This is a genomic window from Coriobacteriia bacterium (assembly GCA_018368455.1).
Lineage (GTDB): Bacteria > Actinomycetota > Coriobacteriia > Coriobacteriales > UMGS124 > JAGZEG01.
Window position 1 is genome coordinate 89,311 of sequence record JAGZEG010000004.1, and the last position, 14,719, is coordinate 104,029.

Here is a 14,719-nt window from a genome sequence, read left to right on the forward strand (position 1 = left end):
GGTGCGACCTATGGCTCCGAACGAATTGCGCGAACTTCTGCCACTGCTTGACGCCCCCCGCCTTCTCGTGCGCGGCACGGCAAACGCCGGAAAGACGGCGCTGGCCCTCGAGCGTGTCGCCGCCCTTGTAGAGGCGGACGTCCCGGCGGGCTCAGTGCTGCTCGTGTGCGCCAGCGCCACGGCTGTTGCGGATGCCCGGCGTGCTCTGGACGGCCGTGCTGGCGGTGATTGCCTGGCGGGCGTGCGTGTTGCCACGGCCCGCGACGTCGAGCTCGAGCTGCTTGCAGCACCGGCCGCCCGCGCCCACACGGGGCGGCGCGCCCGCGTGCTCACCGACTTCGAAGAGACGTTTCTGCTCGAGGACCTGCGCGTGACGGGTCTGCCAGCCCGCCGTCTCAAGGGCATGCTCGGCTTCTTTCGCAAGAGCTGGACGGAGCTGGCCGACGACGATATGGCGAGCTTTATCATCGACACGCGCGAGCAGATGGTGATCGACGCCGTGCGCGACCACCTCGCGGCCTATGATGCGATGCTGGCCTGCGAGGTGTCGAACCTGTGCGTCAACTTCCTGCGCGTCTGCCCGGAGGCGGCACGTGGGCTGGGCGTGTCCCACATTGTCATTGACGACTACCAGTGCCTGAATCGTGCGTCTCAGGTTGCCCTGGACATGCTGGGGGCCTGCACGCTGGCCGCTTTTGCCGACCCCCGCCACGCCGTGCAGGGTGCCGATCCCTTCCCCTATCCGGCGGGCGTCGCGGAATTCTTGAAGCGCAACGCGGGGGCCGCCGTGATTGATCTGCCCGATGCCTCGCCCCGGGACGCACGTGGTGCTGCGGCGGTGTTAGCCAGCAGCGGCTATCTGGACGCCCTGTCGCTTGGCCTGCTCGAGAGCGGGGGCAAGGTCGAGGCCGAGCAGACGTACGACGTTACCCCGCTCTCCGTGGCGCCTGCGGGTGTGTGCCGCATGACGTGCGAGACGCCACAGGAGGAGTTCGCCGAGGTTGCGAATAGCGTGGGCGACCTTCTGGTGGGAGGGATTAACCCCACTGATGTGCTCGTACTGGCGCCGAATCGCAGCTGGCTTGCCAACGTGGGGCGTGCGCTTGATGCCGAAGGCGTCGCGTATCAGGAGCTGTCGGATTGCCAGGCGGTGGGCGGTTCGTTTCGCGACCTCGACCGCTGCGCTGCGGGGCGGTTCTACGCGACGCTGGCCCTGCTTGCTGGCCCGTCCGATCCGCTTGCGTGGCGCGTGCTGTGCGGGTGCGGCGACTACCTGGCCCGCAGCGCGGCATTTGCCGGCATCGAGAAGCTGGCGCGCGAGCGCGGCGTGAGCCTCAACGAGGCAATCGCGCTTCTTGCTGACGGCGACGCACCTGCGGTGCCCGGCCAGGGTGGCGTGATCGAGGCGTGGCACGAGGGGCGTGTGCTCATTGGGGCGCTGGAGGGCCTGCGCGGCGAGGCATTGCTCGATGGACTTGCGCGAGAGCTAGGACTGAGCGACGTACCACAGGCGTTTGCCGAGCTTGTGCGAGGCGACGAGCCCGATGCGGCGGAGCTGTTTGAGCGGGCGTACCGCGCGGTGCTCACGCCGGCGCTGGGCGGCGACGAGGCTGGCGTGCGCCTGGTGACATACGACGCCGCCTGCGGCCTCAAGGCGCCCCACGTCATCGTCTGTGGTCTCATGAACGGCTGGACTCCGCCGCACGCCTACTTTGACCTAGCGGAGGCGGGTTTTGCCGAGCGCCAGGCCATGGACGTCGCGGCACGTCGGGAGCTCTATGCCTTGAGCTCGTGCGCGACGCAGACGCTGACACTGACGGGTTTTTCGTCCTGCGACCTTGAGCTCGCCGAGCGGCTGGGCCTCAAGGGATATCGGGTGCGCATGGGAGCCGACGGGCGCCGCGTCACAGCATGTCGCCCGAGCGACCTGGGCACGTACGCCCTGCATGCTTGGGGTCTTGCCGACATTCCTACGCGCGGACTGCTCGTCGAGGCGCCCGCCCCCTCTGCCATCCCTGCGCCCGCAGCCAGTGTCGCCGCGTGCGCCTCTCTTCGATAGGAGTTCCCATGACCATCCATCCCTCGCTCATCGAGAAGGCCAGCCTTGACGCCCGCGAGTTCAACGCCGACGTGGCGGCCGACATCAAGCGCTCGTTCGCCTACGTTGGTCCCATGACGGTGGGGAGCCACGAGCCTGTCGCGGCCGACGGCTTCGCCTGCAACGAGATGCGACTCATCGTGCGCATGGGCAAGCCCTACTGGCGCGATGAGGATGCCGGAGGGACGGGTGCCGAGCTGTGGGTCGGCGTGAGTTCCTGGCTGGCGGCCAAGGCGTACAAGGTGTCGTCCACCATGTCGAATTTCAACACGTCGCGCGCCGAGGCCGGCTCACAGACTGTGTGCTACGACCGCGTCGAGCTCGACATGAAGCCCTACGTACTCGGCATCGCATTGGGGGAGGGCGATGGCCTGCCCGCTCTCAATGAGCTCGCGGGCCGCTTCCGGGCGTTGCTGAATGCCGGCGTCATCCCGTCTGACGCCGCCGGCGTCGAGATGCCCTCGGCCGCGAGCCTCGAGGCGCAGCGTGCGGCTGTTGTCCAGGCGCTGGCGGAACGGCAGGTCGAGAACGAGGCGAGCGCACGTGAGGGGGGCGCTTCCGACGCCGATGGCGCCGAGGTCGCGTCGGGTGCTGCCGACGACGGGGAAGCGCATGGCGCATGCACTGGCGAGGCCGCACCGGATGCCTTTGACGGCGGGGAGGCGACGGGCGCATGCGATGCCGCGGGCGCGAACGGGCGACAGAGCGGCGCATCCGCCATCGTCCACGCCAGCGATGGTCTGACGGCGCTCGACTACGCGCTGTGGGATGTGCGCCTTGCCGACGGCTCCGTACGCTCGCTCGACAGCGTGACCGGGATGTGGCTCTAGCCATGGGCGTGCCGCGTGTGAGGCTCACGCAGGGCCCTGTGGGTTCCGGCAAGACGGCGGCTCTCGTCGAGCAAGCCTGTGAACTCCTGCGCTTGGGCGTTGCTGCCGCGGACGTCCTCGTCGTGGCGCCGGGAGCCGATGCCGTCGACGAGCTGCGCAGCCGTCTCGAGGCTGCCGCGGGCATCGCGTTGTCTCGGGGCATTCGCACGAGCTCGGTGCGGGCTCTGGCGCTGGATGTTCTGTCGACGCGGGGGGCTGGCCCCTCCGACGGCGCGGAGGCATGCTCGCGGCAGGAGGGCGCGCAGCCAGAGACGGCTGACGCCCCGCGTTCTGTGCGCGTCCTTTCCCACGCAGAGCGCTCAATTTTCCTCGCTGACCTGCGCGCTCATGGGTTTCCCGCCAAGCAGGTCAGCGCGGCGCTCGCTGCGGCCCAGAGCGCGTGGCGCCTGGGTGACGAGGCGCTGCGCCTCGACGGCGACGCGTGTTTGACGGCTCTGCTCGATGAGCTGGGGCGTCGGGGCGCCCTGCTTCAGGAGGCGCTGTTCGCGCGGGCCATTGGCTGCCTGAGCTCGGCGGATACCCGGTGTGGGGAGGCCATGCCACGTGGCGGTGCGCGCTTCGTGCTCGTAGACGACGCCGATCTGCTACCGCCCGCTGCTCTGCGCCTTTGCACTGCCCTGGCAGGGGAGGAGCTGTGGGTTGCGCAGTCCGGGAACGTACCCTGCATCGAGGCGACAGAGCCTCCCGTTGAGCTCGACGCCCCCGTACATCGCCTGGGCGCGCGTCGAGCGTGCGTTGTGAAGTGGTCGGACGCTGCCGAGGAAGCGGCGGGTATTGCCGCGTTTGCGCGGCAGGCTATCGAGCGCCTTGCCCTGCCAGGCGAGCTGTTTATCGCCTGCCCGAACCGCACCTGGGTGCGCCGCATCAACGATTCGCTCGGGCGAGCGGGTATCACAGTCTGCGCTTCTTCGGATCGGCCCCCTCTTTCTGGCGATCCGCGCGACGCCGTCGCTTCCGCAGGCCTGCGTGCGTTTGCCGCACTGGGCGTGCTGGCCAATCCCCTCGATGTCGCGAGCTGGCGTACGTGGTGCGCCGTCGGCCGCTCCGACGTGGCCGCGCCTGCGTGGCGCCGCCTGAGCGAGACCGCCAAGGCACGAGGGATGAGCCTTGACCGCGCGATCGGGCCGGAGGGACGGGGCCCGTGCACGGGCGAGAATGTCAGCGGTGCCGACAGGCTGCTCGCCGAGCGCATCGCCGCTGGTTGGGAGCTCGTCGAGAAGTGCTCCAGCAAACGCGGCCGCGCCCTGCTCGAGGCAATCGGCGCGAAGGGGGCCGAGGACCTGCTTTCCCTTGTGGCTGACGACAGGGGCTCGGTGGGTCCGGCCGACGACGCCCACGTGCTTTTCGCCCGTGCCGTAGGCCGCGTTGTCGAGCAGCGCTTTGGCCACCGCGGGACGTGCGTGCGCGTGGGATCCATCTCGGCCCTCGCTGGCTTGCATCCTCGTATCCTTGTGCTGGCAGGCTGCAACGACGGGCTGGCCGATGAGCGCCTTGTGCGCGACGCCCTGGCCCGCCCCTGCGACGAGCTGCTCGTTTCCTACGTACAGCGCATGCCTGCCGACGTTGCACGGCGCCAAGGCGCCTGCGTTCGTCGGACGCGCCAAGAGGCCGGCGAGACCGTCGCTCTGCTCGCGCCAAGCCCCGCGATAGCCGCCCTCGGAGCCGAGGCACCCTCGACGGTGGGAGGGGAGCAGTTCATCTCCACTACCCTCCACCTCCGCCCGTAGCGGCCCGTAGCGGGCCACGGCACCGCATCTGCGGCGTTGGGCCGGGGCTTACGTAGCGTCTAGTACGCTACGCCCCGGCCCGCCTTGCATCTGCAGCACTGTGGCCCGCTATGGGGGCCCGCCTTACTTGCATGGCTACTTGTAAAAAGAAATGTCGTCCTGGAAGCGCTTGCGCCACTCGTTGCAGATAAGATCGTGGTTGAGCGTGATGACATCCATGATGTCTCGGAGATCTTTGGGCGGAATCTGGCCGTTGTTGTGGGCGATGCCGAATTCGAGCACCCTAGGCATAGGTTTTCGTCACTTCGTGTGCGAGGCGGAGAATCAAGGGTGCGTTGCGCTGAATGAGGGCTGTAAGATCCTCGATGTCCTGGGGGGAGAATCCCTCGACCTCGCTCCACGTATAGGCGGGTAGCAGGCAGTATCCCGAATCAAATCCTCCGTCGACGGGGCGCTCGACGCCCACGAGTACGGTGTTGTCTTCCAGGACGTTTGAATAAGCGATGCGCGTATCATCGGGAAGCTTTAGATAACTGTGCATCACGATGATCACCTCTCTCTTTGGACAAGTGTACCACCGGGCGTGACGGCCCCGTGCGCGCTGGGTACGGCTCCTCCCTACGCCTCGAACTCGTCGATGAGCTTGATGAGCTCCTGCCTCGAGTGGACGCCCAGCTTCTTGTAGACGTGGTTGACGTGTGTCTTCGCCGTGCCCTCGCTGATGTAGAGCTGCTCGCAGATGAAGCTCACGTTGCGGCCCTTTGCCAGCAGGAACAGCACGTCCGTTTCGCGGCGCGACAGCAGGAACGTGTCGGCCACATACTCGCAGCGGCGCACGAAGCGCCCCTTGCGCACCGTGTCGCCGTCCCCTTCACCGCCTGCGTTTTCCTCTCCGCGCGCGCTCGCAGCATCACCCGGAATGACGCTCCCGATGCCCGGCTGCACGTACGGCGTGCCCGCGTGGCTGCGCGGCAGCTGGCTGGGCGCCGCCTCGGGGGCCGTGGGACTCGCAGGCTCGCCGTCGTCGGCCGGGCAAGTCCCCTGGGCTTTGCGCGCACAGCTGGCGCACGGCCCGTCCTGCTCGGCGTCAGCGCCCCAAAGCGCGCTCGGCCGATATGGGCGCACGACGATGGCGAGGATGTCGTCACGCCGGGGGAAGAGGCCTGTTGCGATGACGAGGCACGCCAGGCTCGTCACGAGGCCGAACACCTCGCCGGACAGAGTCTCGCCCACGGCGGGCTGCACATACAGGTTCAGCGGCGTCGCCAGCAGGTATCCCAGCGCTAGGCTCCCCTCTCCCAGCCCGAACACGAACACGGGCGAGAGGCGAAAGCCCTGCGCGAGCGAGCCCAGATACGCCCAGCACATCGTCGCCCCGATGACGAACGCCGTCAGCAGGCTCACGGCGGGCGTGGAGACGGTCGCCGCCCGTGTGAGCGCAAGCGGCAGGATCAGCAGCGCCACGAGTGGGAGGATCGTGCGAAACGCGTGCCCGAAGCTCTGCCCCTTGCGCCGCGCGACGACGCAGGCGCCCAGCGCGAGCGCACTTCCGACGAGGGCCGCCACGGCCGTTCCCACCTCGCCGGTCGCTCCCGCCGAGGGCTTCATGACGAAGCCGGCGTGGGTGATGAGGCAGCCGAGCACGATGCCGAGGCTCATGAGCGTCGGGACGATCTTGACTGCGAACGAGAATCGCTTGATCTGGAGCTCGCTGAAGTACGTCGCCTCGCGCATGTCGGGGTCGGGCAGGCGATCGGTCACACGGTTGCGCAGCAGGACGACGTGCGCCATTTGCAGGGCGCCCACGATGGCGTGACCCCAGGGCACGGGAAGCCTGCTGGCGAAGAACGTGTAGGCCAGGATGCCGAGAGCGGTGCCAACGACGGCGTTGAGCGACACGTCCGTCAGGTCGAGGCGGCCGAAGGCGATGCCCCACAAGAACGTGAGGAGCGCCAGGCCAAGGCCCATGAGCGCCCCGCCTGCTAGCTGCATCGGGATCTTGAGGGCGCCTCCGACCACGATGGCGACGATGGACAGGCAGGCCCCCACCAGCATGAGCGTTGACCCCACGGCGATGGACGAACTCCGGCGGAACAGCGCGTGGAGCCGCGTGTCTGCCAGGCCGCCTGCCAGCAGCGCCGCGGTGCCGGCCGCGCAGCACGAGATGCGCTGCACCGTGGGCTCGCCGGTGGCGAGGCTGCCGGCGCCGCCGAGCAGGACGTCGAGGACGAGCAACACGATGAGGCCGAGGCCCAGCGCCTCTCCGCGCAGCTCTCCCACCGACGAGCTCTCGTCGCTTTCGATATGCAGGCTCAGCCTTGGTATGCGCAGCGCCATGCCTCTTCTCCCTCTCTCCCAGATCCTGGCCCGCCTTTTCCCGAAGATGAGCCGATGACCAGCATAAACGTTTCTGCGCACCAACAATCATCCCCGGGGGATGAGTCTCGGATCTTGCCGAAGCAACCGCGGGGAATGAGGTTGATTTCCCCCTCGACCCTAGCATCGGGAGGCGTACGGGCAAGCTCGCTGAGCCCCGGGCCTTCCGGGTGCCTGTGCGAGCGCTTGTCAGGTAAGAGGAGAACGAGGGAGGAGAACCATATGGCCAAGCTCACCATGAGCCGTCGCAGCTTCGTCCAGGCAGCGGCTGTCACCGCGGCTGCCTGCGCGCTGACCGGGAGCACAACGCGCCCGCTGCAGGCCCTGGCCGAGGGCGAGGACACCACGGCCGGCGAGGTCAAGCGCATCCGCTCCACGTGCCGCGCGTGCGGCAAGGTGGAGTGCGGTGTGTGGGTGACTGTCGAGGACGGCAAGGTCGTCAAGGTGGAGGGCGACGAGTCCACACCGCACGGACGCGGCCACTGCTGCTCGAAGTCGCAGGCGTCTATGCAGGCCGCCTATCACCCCGACCGCCTGAAGTACGTCATGAAGCGCACGAACCCCAAGGGTGAGGATGACCCCGGCTGGGTGAGGATCTCGCTCAAGGAGGGTTTGGACCTCGTCGGCGAGAAGTTCGGCGAGATCGTCAGCAAGTACGGCGGTGAGTCCATCTTTGCGATGGGCGGCACGTCGCGCGTGTGGACGCAGGCTCCCTACGGTACGCTCAAGCAGGTGTTCGGCACGCCCAACGCCCACCTCGCCTACGAGATCTGCAAGGGTCCGCGCCACTTCGGCGGTATTCTGACCGACGAGATCGGCTCGCCGTGGATGGAGGTCGAGCAGGAGCCCAAGGTGTACGTGCAGTGGGGCATCGCTGCCGAGTACTCCAACTACGACTCGAACAACCGCACGGTCACGGACGTGTCGCAGCACGCGAGCTGCCACATCCTCGTCGACCCGCGCCTGACGCCGCTGGGCAAGGAGAGCTCCATCTGGCTGCCACTGCGCGTCGGTACCGACCTGTGCCTGTCGCTGTCCTGGCTCAAGTGGATTCTCGACAACGAGGCCTACGACGACGCGTTCGTGCGCCGCTGGACGAACGCCCCGTTCCTGTGGTGCGAGGACAAGGAGAAGGAGGGCGAGCCCGGCGACGGCACGTGGTTCATGGAGATGAATGGCGGCATCCATATGCGGACCCGCCTGCTCACGGAGGCTGACCTCAAGGAGGGCGGCTCGCCGAAGCGCTTCATGGTGTGGGACGAGGCCAACGAGCGCCTTACGTACTGGGACGCCGAGGCGTGCCAGTGGGAGGGCGAGGAGCACCGCATCCCGACGACGGGCATGTGGGTCGAGCATCCCTATAAGCCGCTGGCCGCCGACGCCTGGCTGCCCGACATCTCGACGTTCGCCGACCCCGAGACGGAGGCCGACCGTTTCCCGAACGGCTCGAAGGAGTGCAACCCCGAGGGCCTGCCCAAGCTGCCGAGCCTGTTCCCGGGCGAGGTCGAGGTCACGTGGAAGGACGGAACGAAGCACGTCGCCCGCACGGTGTGGGATGCGTTTGCCGAGAACCTCGAGCCGTACACGCTCGAGTACGCCGAGGAGGTCACCGAGGTTCCGGCCGAGCTCATTGAGCAGGCCGTGCGCACGTACACGACTCGCGTCAACCCGGCCTACGGCAACGGCGGCATCCACTACCAGCTCGCTCCCGACCAGACGGGCCACGCCGTCCAGAATACGCGCGCGCTGCAGATCATCGCGTGCATCACCGGCAACTCTGACGAGCCGGCTGGCAACCGCGGCTCCTCGAAGGCCGAGGTCGACGGCTGCCCCGGCCGCGCCACGATGCTGAAGACCGACTACGGCGACAAGGCCATCACGTGGGAGGGCCGCGACAAGTCCATCGAGGACCAGATTCCCGAGATCCAGGACTTCGTGCAGTACCTCATCGACAACGACTCCCCGCTGGCGCAGCGCTACGACAACAAGGTGCCCACCGACGAAGAGGCTCGCTGGATCGCCGAGCGCAAGGGCGGCGCATACCGCCCCTCGGCGGCGTGGCCCAATCCGACGACGACGTGGGAGCGCAACGCCAAGCAGATTAGCGCCGAGCGCTTCCCGCTGCTGCGCTACTGGAACCGCTGGGCGGACTCGGCGACGATCTGGGACTCCATCAACGAGATCGACACGCCCTACCAGATCCACGGCGGAATCTGCATGTCCGGTGACTTCATGAACGAGTCGAACCTCACCGAGGCGTGGGAGGCCCTGACGAAGCTCGACTTCTGGGTGGACATCAACCTGTGGAGCTGCCCGAACAACGGCTGTGCCGACGTGGTGTTCCCCTGCCTGCACTGGCTCGAGGTCAACACGACGCGCGTTTCGCAGGGCGCCGGTGGCGTGTTCGGCGCCGGCCAGCGCGCCAAGCAGCCTGAGGGCGACCAGATCTACGACCCGGTTTTCGTCGTGCTGCTCTACAAGGCCATGGGTGTGCCGTTCAACGACACCGACCCCGACTACGACGAGTGGCTCAACCTCAACGTCGAGGACTTCGTGCAGATGGGCGGCACCGTCAGCTACGAGGAGCAGGAGGCCCGCGTTCTCAAGGCTGCCTGCGACGCGTGGAAGACGCCCGAGTTCCCCAACGGCCCAACGTTTGCCGAGTACGCTGCCAAGTTCCAGGAGGAGGGCTGGTTCGACTGCCGCGAGTGGCACCCCGAGCGCTGGGGCACGTACCGTCGCTGGGAGATGGGCTACCGTCGCCAGGAGGGCGGCTACAACCTCTACCCGGCCGTCGACGAGAAGGCCGGCTTCATGACGCCTACGGCCAAGGTCGAGATCTGGTCGACGATCATGGAGTCCTACATCGATGACGAGGACAAGTTCCCGCACTGGCGTGAGCCACAGAACTCCAAGGTGAGCGCGCCCGAGCTCTACGACGCCAGTCGCGCCGACGAGATCGGCCAGAGCCAGCCCGTCGCCGGCAAGATGGACGAGAACGAGCACATGATCAACCGCGAGGGTTATGTCGAGGCGCTCAAGGCCCATCCCGACGCCGTGTTCACAATGACGACGGGCGCCCGCCAGCCCGTGTACTTCCACACGGAGCACCGCCAGCTGCCGTGGTGTCGCGAGCTGTGGCCCTACCCGCGCTTCGAGATCAATCCGGCCGACGCTGCCCGCCTGGGCATCGAGGAAGGCGACTGGGTGTGGATCGAGTCGCCGTGGGGCAAGGTCCGCGAGGTCGCTGACCTGTATTACGGCATCAAGGAGGGCACGACCAACGCGAACCACGGCTGGTGGTTCCCCGAGGTCGACTCGGCCAGCCACGGCTTCGAGCTCGTCAACATCAACTGCTGCCTCGACAAGTACGCGCAGTGCTGGATCTGCGGCGCATCCCAGATGCGCGGCGTCCCGGTCGTCGTGTACAAGGCGACGGCGGAGAACTCCCCGTTCGGCAACCCGGTGCCGTGCGATCCCGACGGCAACCCGGTCATCTGGGAGGCGACCGATCCGCGTCTGAAGGAGTGGCTGAGCTCCGACCCCGCCGCCGAGGGCATGAACTACTACCGCGCCGAGGCAAAGGGCTTGCAGACGTCGAAGAGCCTGATTCGCGCGTAACGGGCGCGCGCCCGCGGCGGGCATGCGAGCCGTCGCGCCGCGGGCGCGCCTTCTACGAAGGATAAGAGGGGAGAGGACCTCATGTCGCAGTATGCGATCATCACTGACCTGAACCGCTGCACGGGCTGCCTGGCCTGCACCGTCGCCTGCAAGGCGGCCAACGGCGTGCCGGTGGGCAACTTCTGGATCCGCACGATGCGCGTTGGACCGAGCGTCAAGGAGAACGGCTCGGGCCAGTATCCCGACGTTGACATGTACTTTTTGCCGATGCAGTGCCAGCACTGCGCCACGCCGGCCTGCACGACCGTGTGCCCGACGGGCGCCTCGGCCAAGGCGGAGGACGGCACGATCCAGATCGACAAGGAGAAGTGCATCGGGTGCGGCGCCTGCATCTCGGCGTGCCCCTATGGCGTGCGCTACCTCAACGAGGAGCTCAACGTCGTCGAGAAGTGCACGATGTGCCAGCAGCTTATCGAGCAGGGCGAGCTGCCGGCGTGCGTCGCCCAGTGCGGCGCCCGCGCCCGCTTCTTCGGCGATCTCGACGAGGGCATCGACAGCTTCGAGGGCCCCTGGCGTCCCATTCAGGCCGGCACGTACGAGGAGCAGCAGGCGACGCGCGTCAAGATTCGCGACGCCGTACAGCCGTTCGAGGACGACGACGTGCACCAGCTGCCCGACGAGGGCAACGGCCCGCAGTTCCAGTACATCCTGCGCCAGCACTACGGCGACCGTCGCGATCGTCCGTGGCGGAGCTAGGCCATGGGTGCCCAGGTCTTGACGGCGCTGTTCACGCTTGCGACGTGCCTGGGGGCCGGCCTTTTCGGCTTCCAGGGCGTCCAGGCGCTGCGCTACCGATCTGAGCGGCTGAACAAGGCGTCGGCAGCTGTCGCCGGCGTCTTGGCCTTGGCCGGTCTCGCGTGCTTTGCCCTGCGCCTCGGCCGCCCCGAGCGGCTGTTCGGTGGGTTTGCGAACCTGACGTCGGGCATCACGCTGGCGCTGTATGCCGTCGCTCTGTTTGTCGTGGTGTGCGTCGTCGTGCTGGTCATGTCGAGCCGCGCTGAGGACGGCAGCGTCCCGGCGTGGTGCGGCTGGGCTACGCTTGTGGTGTCCGCGTTGCTCGTGGCGGGCACGACCTGCGGCTACCTGCTGTCGGCAAAGCCGGGCGGTGAGCTGTTCGCGACGATGGGCTTGTTTGCGGGAGGCGCGCTCGTTATGGGAAGCGCGGCTCACCTGGTGCTGGCCTGCGTACGCGCCGACGCCGACGCGCTGGCGCTCGGGAGGTGCTGTCTGCTGGCATGCGCCGTCGTTGCGGGCGCGTGCCTGGCGGCATACCTCGGGTGGTTCTCGCTCGATACGCAGGCCGAAGCCGCCGCGACGAAGTCGGCATTCTCCATGAGCACGTTTACGGTTGGTGACTCGGGCGGCCAGGCTGCCGCGGGCGAGCGCTTGTCCGCGCTGCTTTCCGGCGCGCAGGCTTCGCTGTTCTGGGGCGTCGGCGTGGCGTGCGGCATCGTCGTGCCGGTGGCATGCGGCCTTGTGGCGCTCGTCTGCGGACGGGTACGCACGGGATCCGACGAGCCTTCGGCCGCCGGCGTGCGCCGCGGGCTGCTCGGCGCGCTGGCGGCTGTGGCGCTGCTGGCGAGCGTTGGCGGCGGCTACGCGCTGCGGCTGTGCTTGGTGGCCCTGGGATAGGGCCGACATTCTCGGTTATGCTCGCGGGGGCACCCGATCGCGCGCTGTCACGCGGCCGGGTGCCCTTTGCTGTTGCGGAACTGCGCCCCGGCGGCAAAGATCGCTTATAGTGCGGTGGTTTGGCCGAGCGCCTGGCTGCCGCCCGGCTCGACCTAGACGTCGCGTCGGTGCCCGTCCGGCAGCCACACGGTGAAGCGCGTGCCGAGGCCCTCGCGCGTCAGCACGTCGATCTTCCCGCCGTGGGCGTCGACGATCCACTTGGCGACCGCCAGGCCGAGCCCGGTGCCGTCTTTGTGCTCGCTGCGGGCCGCATCCGCGCGGTAGAAGCGCTCGAACACGTGGGCGACGTCGTTTTGCGTCATGCCCATGCCGTGGTCTTCCACAAAGCAGCCGTGCATGTTCCTCGTCGGATCGACGCGCGAGCCGAGCTCGATCGCCGTGCCGGGAGGGGAGTAGCGCGCGGCGTTGCTCACGATGATGCGCAGCGCCTGCTTGACCATGGCTCGGTCAGCCACGATGAGCTCGGCTGGGGCGTCCCCGCAGGCCTCGCTGCCTCGGCGCACGGTGTACGCATGCTGTGCATCGATCATGCGGGACTCCTCGGCGACCTCTTCCACGAGCGCTCCCAGATCGAACGCCTCGGGCGTCATCGCCTGCCTGCCCGAGTCGCCGCGGGCCAGGAAGAGCAGCTGCTCCACGAGCTCTTGCATGTGCGCCGTCTCGGCCTTGAGCGCGGCGATGGACTCGTCGAGCACGGCCTCGTCCGTCTTGCCCCAGCGGTCGAGCATGTCAACGTAGCCCCGCACGACGGCGATGGGCGTGCGCAGCTCGTGCGAGGCGTCCGAGACGAAGCGCATCTGCTGCAGCTTTGCCTCCTGCATGCGGCGCAGCAGGCCGTTCAGTGCGATTTCGATGCTCTGCAGGTCCTTGTCGCCCGTCGATACGCGCGGCATGTCGACAGACGCCGTCTCGATGGCGTGCTCGAGATGGGCGAGCGCGTCGGAGTCGACGGGCTCTGCCGTCGCGCTGCCGATGGCCTCCGCCGTGAGCGCGAGCTCGTTGAGCGGACGGAGCCTGCGCCTGATGAGGCGGGCCTCCGTGACGCCGCTCAGCAGCACGACGGCCTCGACGGACAGCGCCACGATGCCGATGGGCAGCGCGTGGTTCCACAGTTTGGAGAGGGGAAACACGTACTCGTAGGCGGCGCCCGATCCCGCCTCGCCCCGGGCGATGGCGCCGTCTGCGTCGCGCACGGGGGCGGCGAACACGAGGGCGTCGTCTTCGAGTCCTGGGTTGTTGGCGCGCCAGAACACGGTTTGGCCGGGCTCGAACAGCTTGATGTCGGCGCGGGACTGCTCGGGGATTTGCTGCAGGCACTCGTGGACGAACGTTCCGGCAAGTGCGACGCACAGTGCGACATCGAGCAGGATGAACGTCGCGAGCCGGTTCGCCCACGAGGACAGGGCGATGCTGCGCGCAATGGACGACGCGCGCTTGCTGACGCCGTCTTTGGGAGCCCGCGCTTTCGGCTTGCTACTCCTCGCGGACGACATAGCCCACTCCCCGCACGGTCGAGACGAGCTCCAGGCCGAAGCGGTCGTCGATCTTGGCTCGGATGTGGCGCACGTAGACGTCGATGACGTTCGTCTCGCCCACATAGTCGTAGCCGCAGGCCTCGCGCACGAGCTGCTCGCGGGTCAGCACGATGTTCTTGCGAGCCATGAGGGCGCGCAGGACGTCGAACTCGCGGTTCGTGAGCTCGACGCGCGCGGGGGTGCCGTCTGTCGCCAAGACCGCGACCTCGTGCCGGTCGACGTCGAGTCGCACGCGGCCTGCCGCGTAGGCTGCCCCCGGTTCCGTGCTCGCCGCACTTGTGCCGGCAGACACGCTCTCGTGTGCGTCCTCACCCTGCGGGCCCGCGGCCTTCTCGGTCGCCGGCCTGTGCCTCAGCGCCAGGCGGATGCGGGCGAGGAGCTCCTCGATGGCAAACGGCTTCGTGATGTAGTCGTCGGCCCCGGCGTCCAGGCCGGCGACCTTGTCCATGACGGCGTCGCGGGCCGTGAGCAGGATGACGGGCACGCTGGAGACGCGGCGGATCCTTCGGAGCACCTCCAAGCCGCTGAGCTGGGGCAGCATGACATCGAGCAGGATGAGGTCGTATGAGGCGGCAAGCGCCTGCTCCACGCCGGCGCGTCCGTCGACCGCCTTGTCGACCGCGTAGCCCTCGTGCGTCAGCTCGAGCTCTATGAAGCGCGCGATCTTCTCCTCGTCCTCGACGATGAGGATCCGCCCTGCGCCCTCGGCCATGTGCGCCC

The 14,719-nt window shown here is 68.0% G+C and carries 11 protein-coding genes; 6 read left to right on the forward strand and 5 right to left on the reverse strand.

What is annotated here, in order from left to right; translation table 11 throughout:
- Positions 1–10: 10 nt before the first annotated feature.
- From KHZ24_03565 to KHZ24_03575, 3 genes are read left to right on the forward strand one after another with little or no spacing between them, the layout of a single operon-like run.
- Entirely contained in the window at positions 11–2,059 is a 2,049-nt protein-coding gene (locus tag KHZ24_03565) for a hypothetical protein (protein ID MBS5450275.1), read from the forward strand.
- A gap of 8 nt (positions 2,060–2,067) precedes the next feature.
- Positions 2,068–2,928 (forward strand): hypothetical protein, encoded by an 861-nt coding sequence (locus tag KHZ24_03570; protein ID MBS5450276.1) that lies wholly within the window; start codon positions 2,068–2,070, stop codon positions 2,926–2,928.
- Positions 2,919–4,715 (forward strand): hypothetical protein, encoded by a 1,797-nt coding sequence (locus tag KHZ24_03575; protein MBS5450277.1) that lies wholly within the window; start codon positions 2,919–2,921, stop codon positions 4,713–4,715. Before KHZ24_03570 ends, KHZ24_03575 begins: the two co-directional genes overlap by 10 nt.
- 135 nt (positions 4,716–4,850) lie before the next feature.
- Here KHZ24_03575 and KHZ24_03580 read toward each other — a convergent pair whose 3' ends face one another.
- From KHZ24_03580 to KHZ24_03590, 3 genes are all read right to left on the reverse strand, one after another.
- On the reverse strand, positions 4,851–5,006 hold the full coding sequence (locus KHZ24_03580) for a hypothetical protein (protein MBS5450278.1): 156 nt from the start codon (positions 5,004–5,006) through the stop codon (positions 4,851–4,853).
- The gene (locus KHZ24_03585; GenBank protein ID MBS5450279.1) at positions 4,999–5,268 is read right to left on the reverse strand and encodes a hypothetical protein; all 270 of its coding nucleotides are present in this window, start codon (positions 5,266–5,268) and stop codon (positions 4,999–5,001) included. Before KHZ24_03585 ends, KHZ24_03580 begins: the two co-directional genes overlap by 8 nt.
- Positions 5,269–5,333: 65 nt before the next feature.
- Entirely contained in the window at positions 5,334–7,052 is a 1,719-nt protein-coding gene (locus KHZ24_03590; GenBank protein ID MBS5450280.1) for a response regulator transcription factor, read from the reverse strand.
- A 261-nt stretch (positions 7,053–7,313) separates the two neighbouring features.
- Here KHZ24_03590 and KHZ24_03595 point away from each other — a divergent pair, with 261 nt between their 5' ends.
- From KHZ24_03595 to KHZ24_03605, 3 genes are all read left to right on the forward strand, one after another.
- Positions 7,314–10,712, forward strand: a complete 3,399-nt coding sequence (locus KHZ24_03595) for a molybdopterin-dependent oxidoreductase (protein MBS5450281.1) — start codon at positions 7,314–7,316, stop codon at positions 10,710–10,712.
- Positions 10,713–10,793: 81 nt separating this feature from the next.
- A complete protein-coding gene (locus KHZ24_03600) occupies positions 10,794–11,468 on the forward strand; it encodes a 4Fe-4S dicluster domain-containing protein (protein MBS5450282.1) in 675 nt (224 codons plus the stop codon).
- Positions 11,469–11,471: 3 nt separating this feature from the next.
- Positions 11,472–12,404, forward strand: coding sequence for a hypothetical protein (locus KHZ24_03605; GenBank protein ID MBS5450283.1), 933 nt, complete (start codon positions 11,472–11,474; stop codon positions 12,402–12,404).
- 152 nt (positions 12,405–12,556) lie between these two features.
- On the opposite strand, the gene KHZ24_03610 is transcribed toward KHZ24_03605, so the two are convergent.
- Together KHZ24_03610 and KHZ24_03615 are read right to left on the reverse strand one after the other, a co-directional pair.
- The gene (locus tag KHZ24_03610) at positions 12,557–13,957 is read right to left on the reverse strand and encodes a sensor histidine kinase (protein MBS5450284.1); all 1,401 of its coding nucleotides are present in this window, start codon (positions 13,955–13,957) and stop codon (positions 12,557–12,559) included.
- Complete coding sequence (locus KHZ24_03615; GenBank protein MBS5450285.1) at positions 13,938–14,711, reverse strand: response regulator transcription factor; 774 nt, start codon at positions 14,709–14,711, stop codon at positions 13,938–13,940. Before KHZ24_03615 ends, KHZ24_03610 begins: the two co-directional genes overlap by 20 nt.
- Positions 14,712–14,719: the final 8 nt, after the last annotated feature.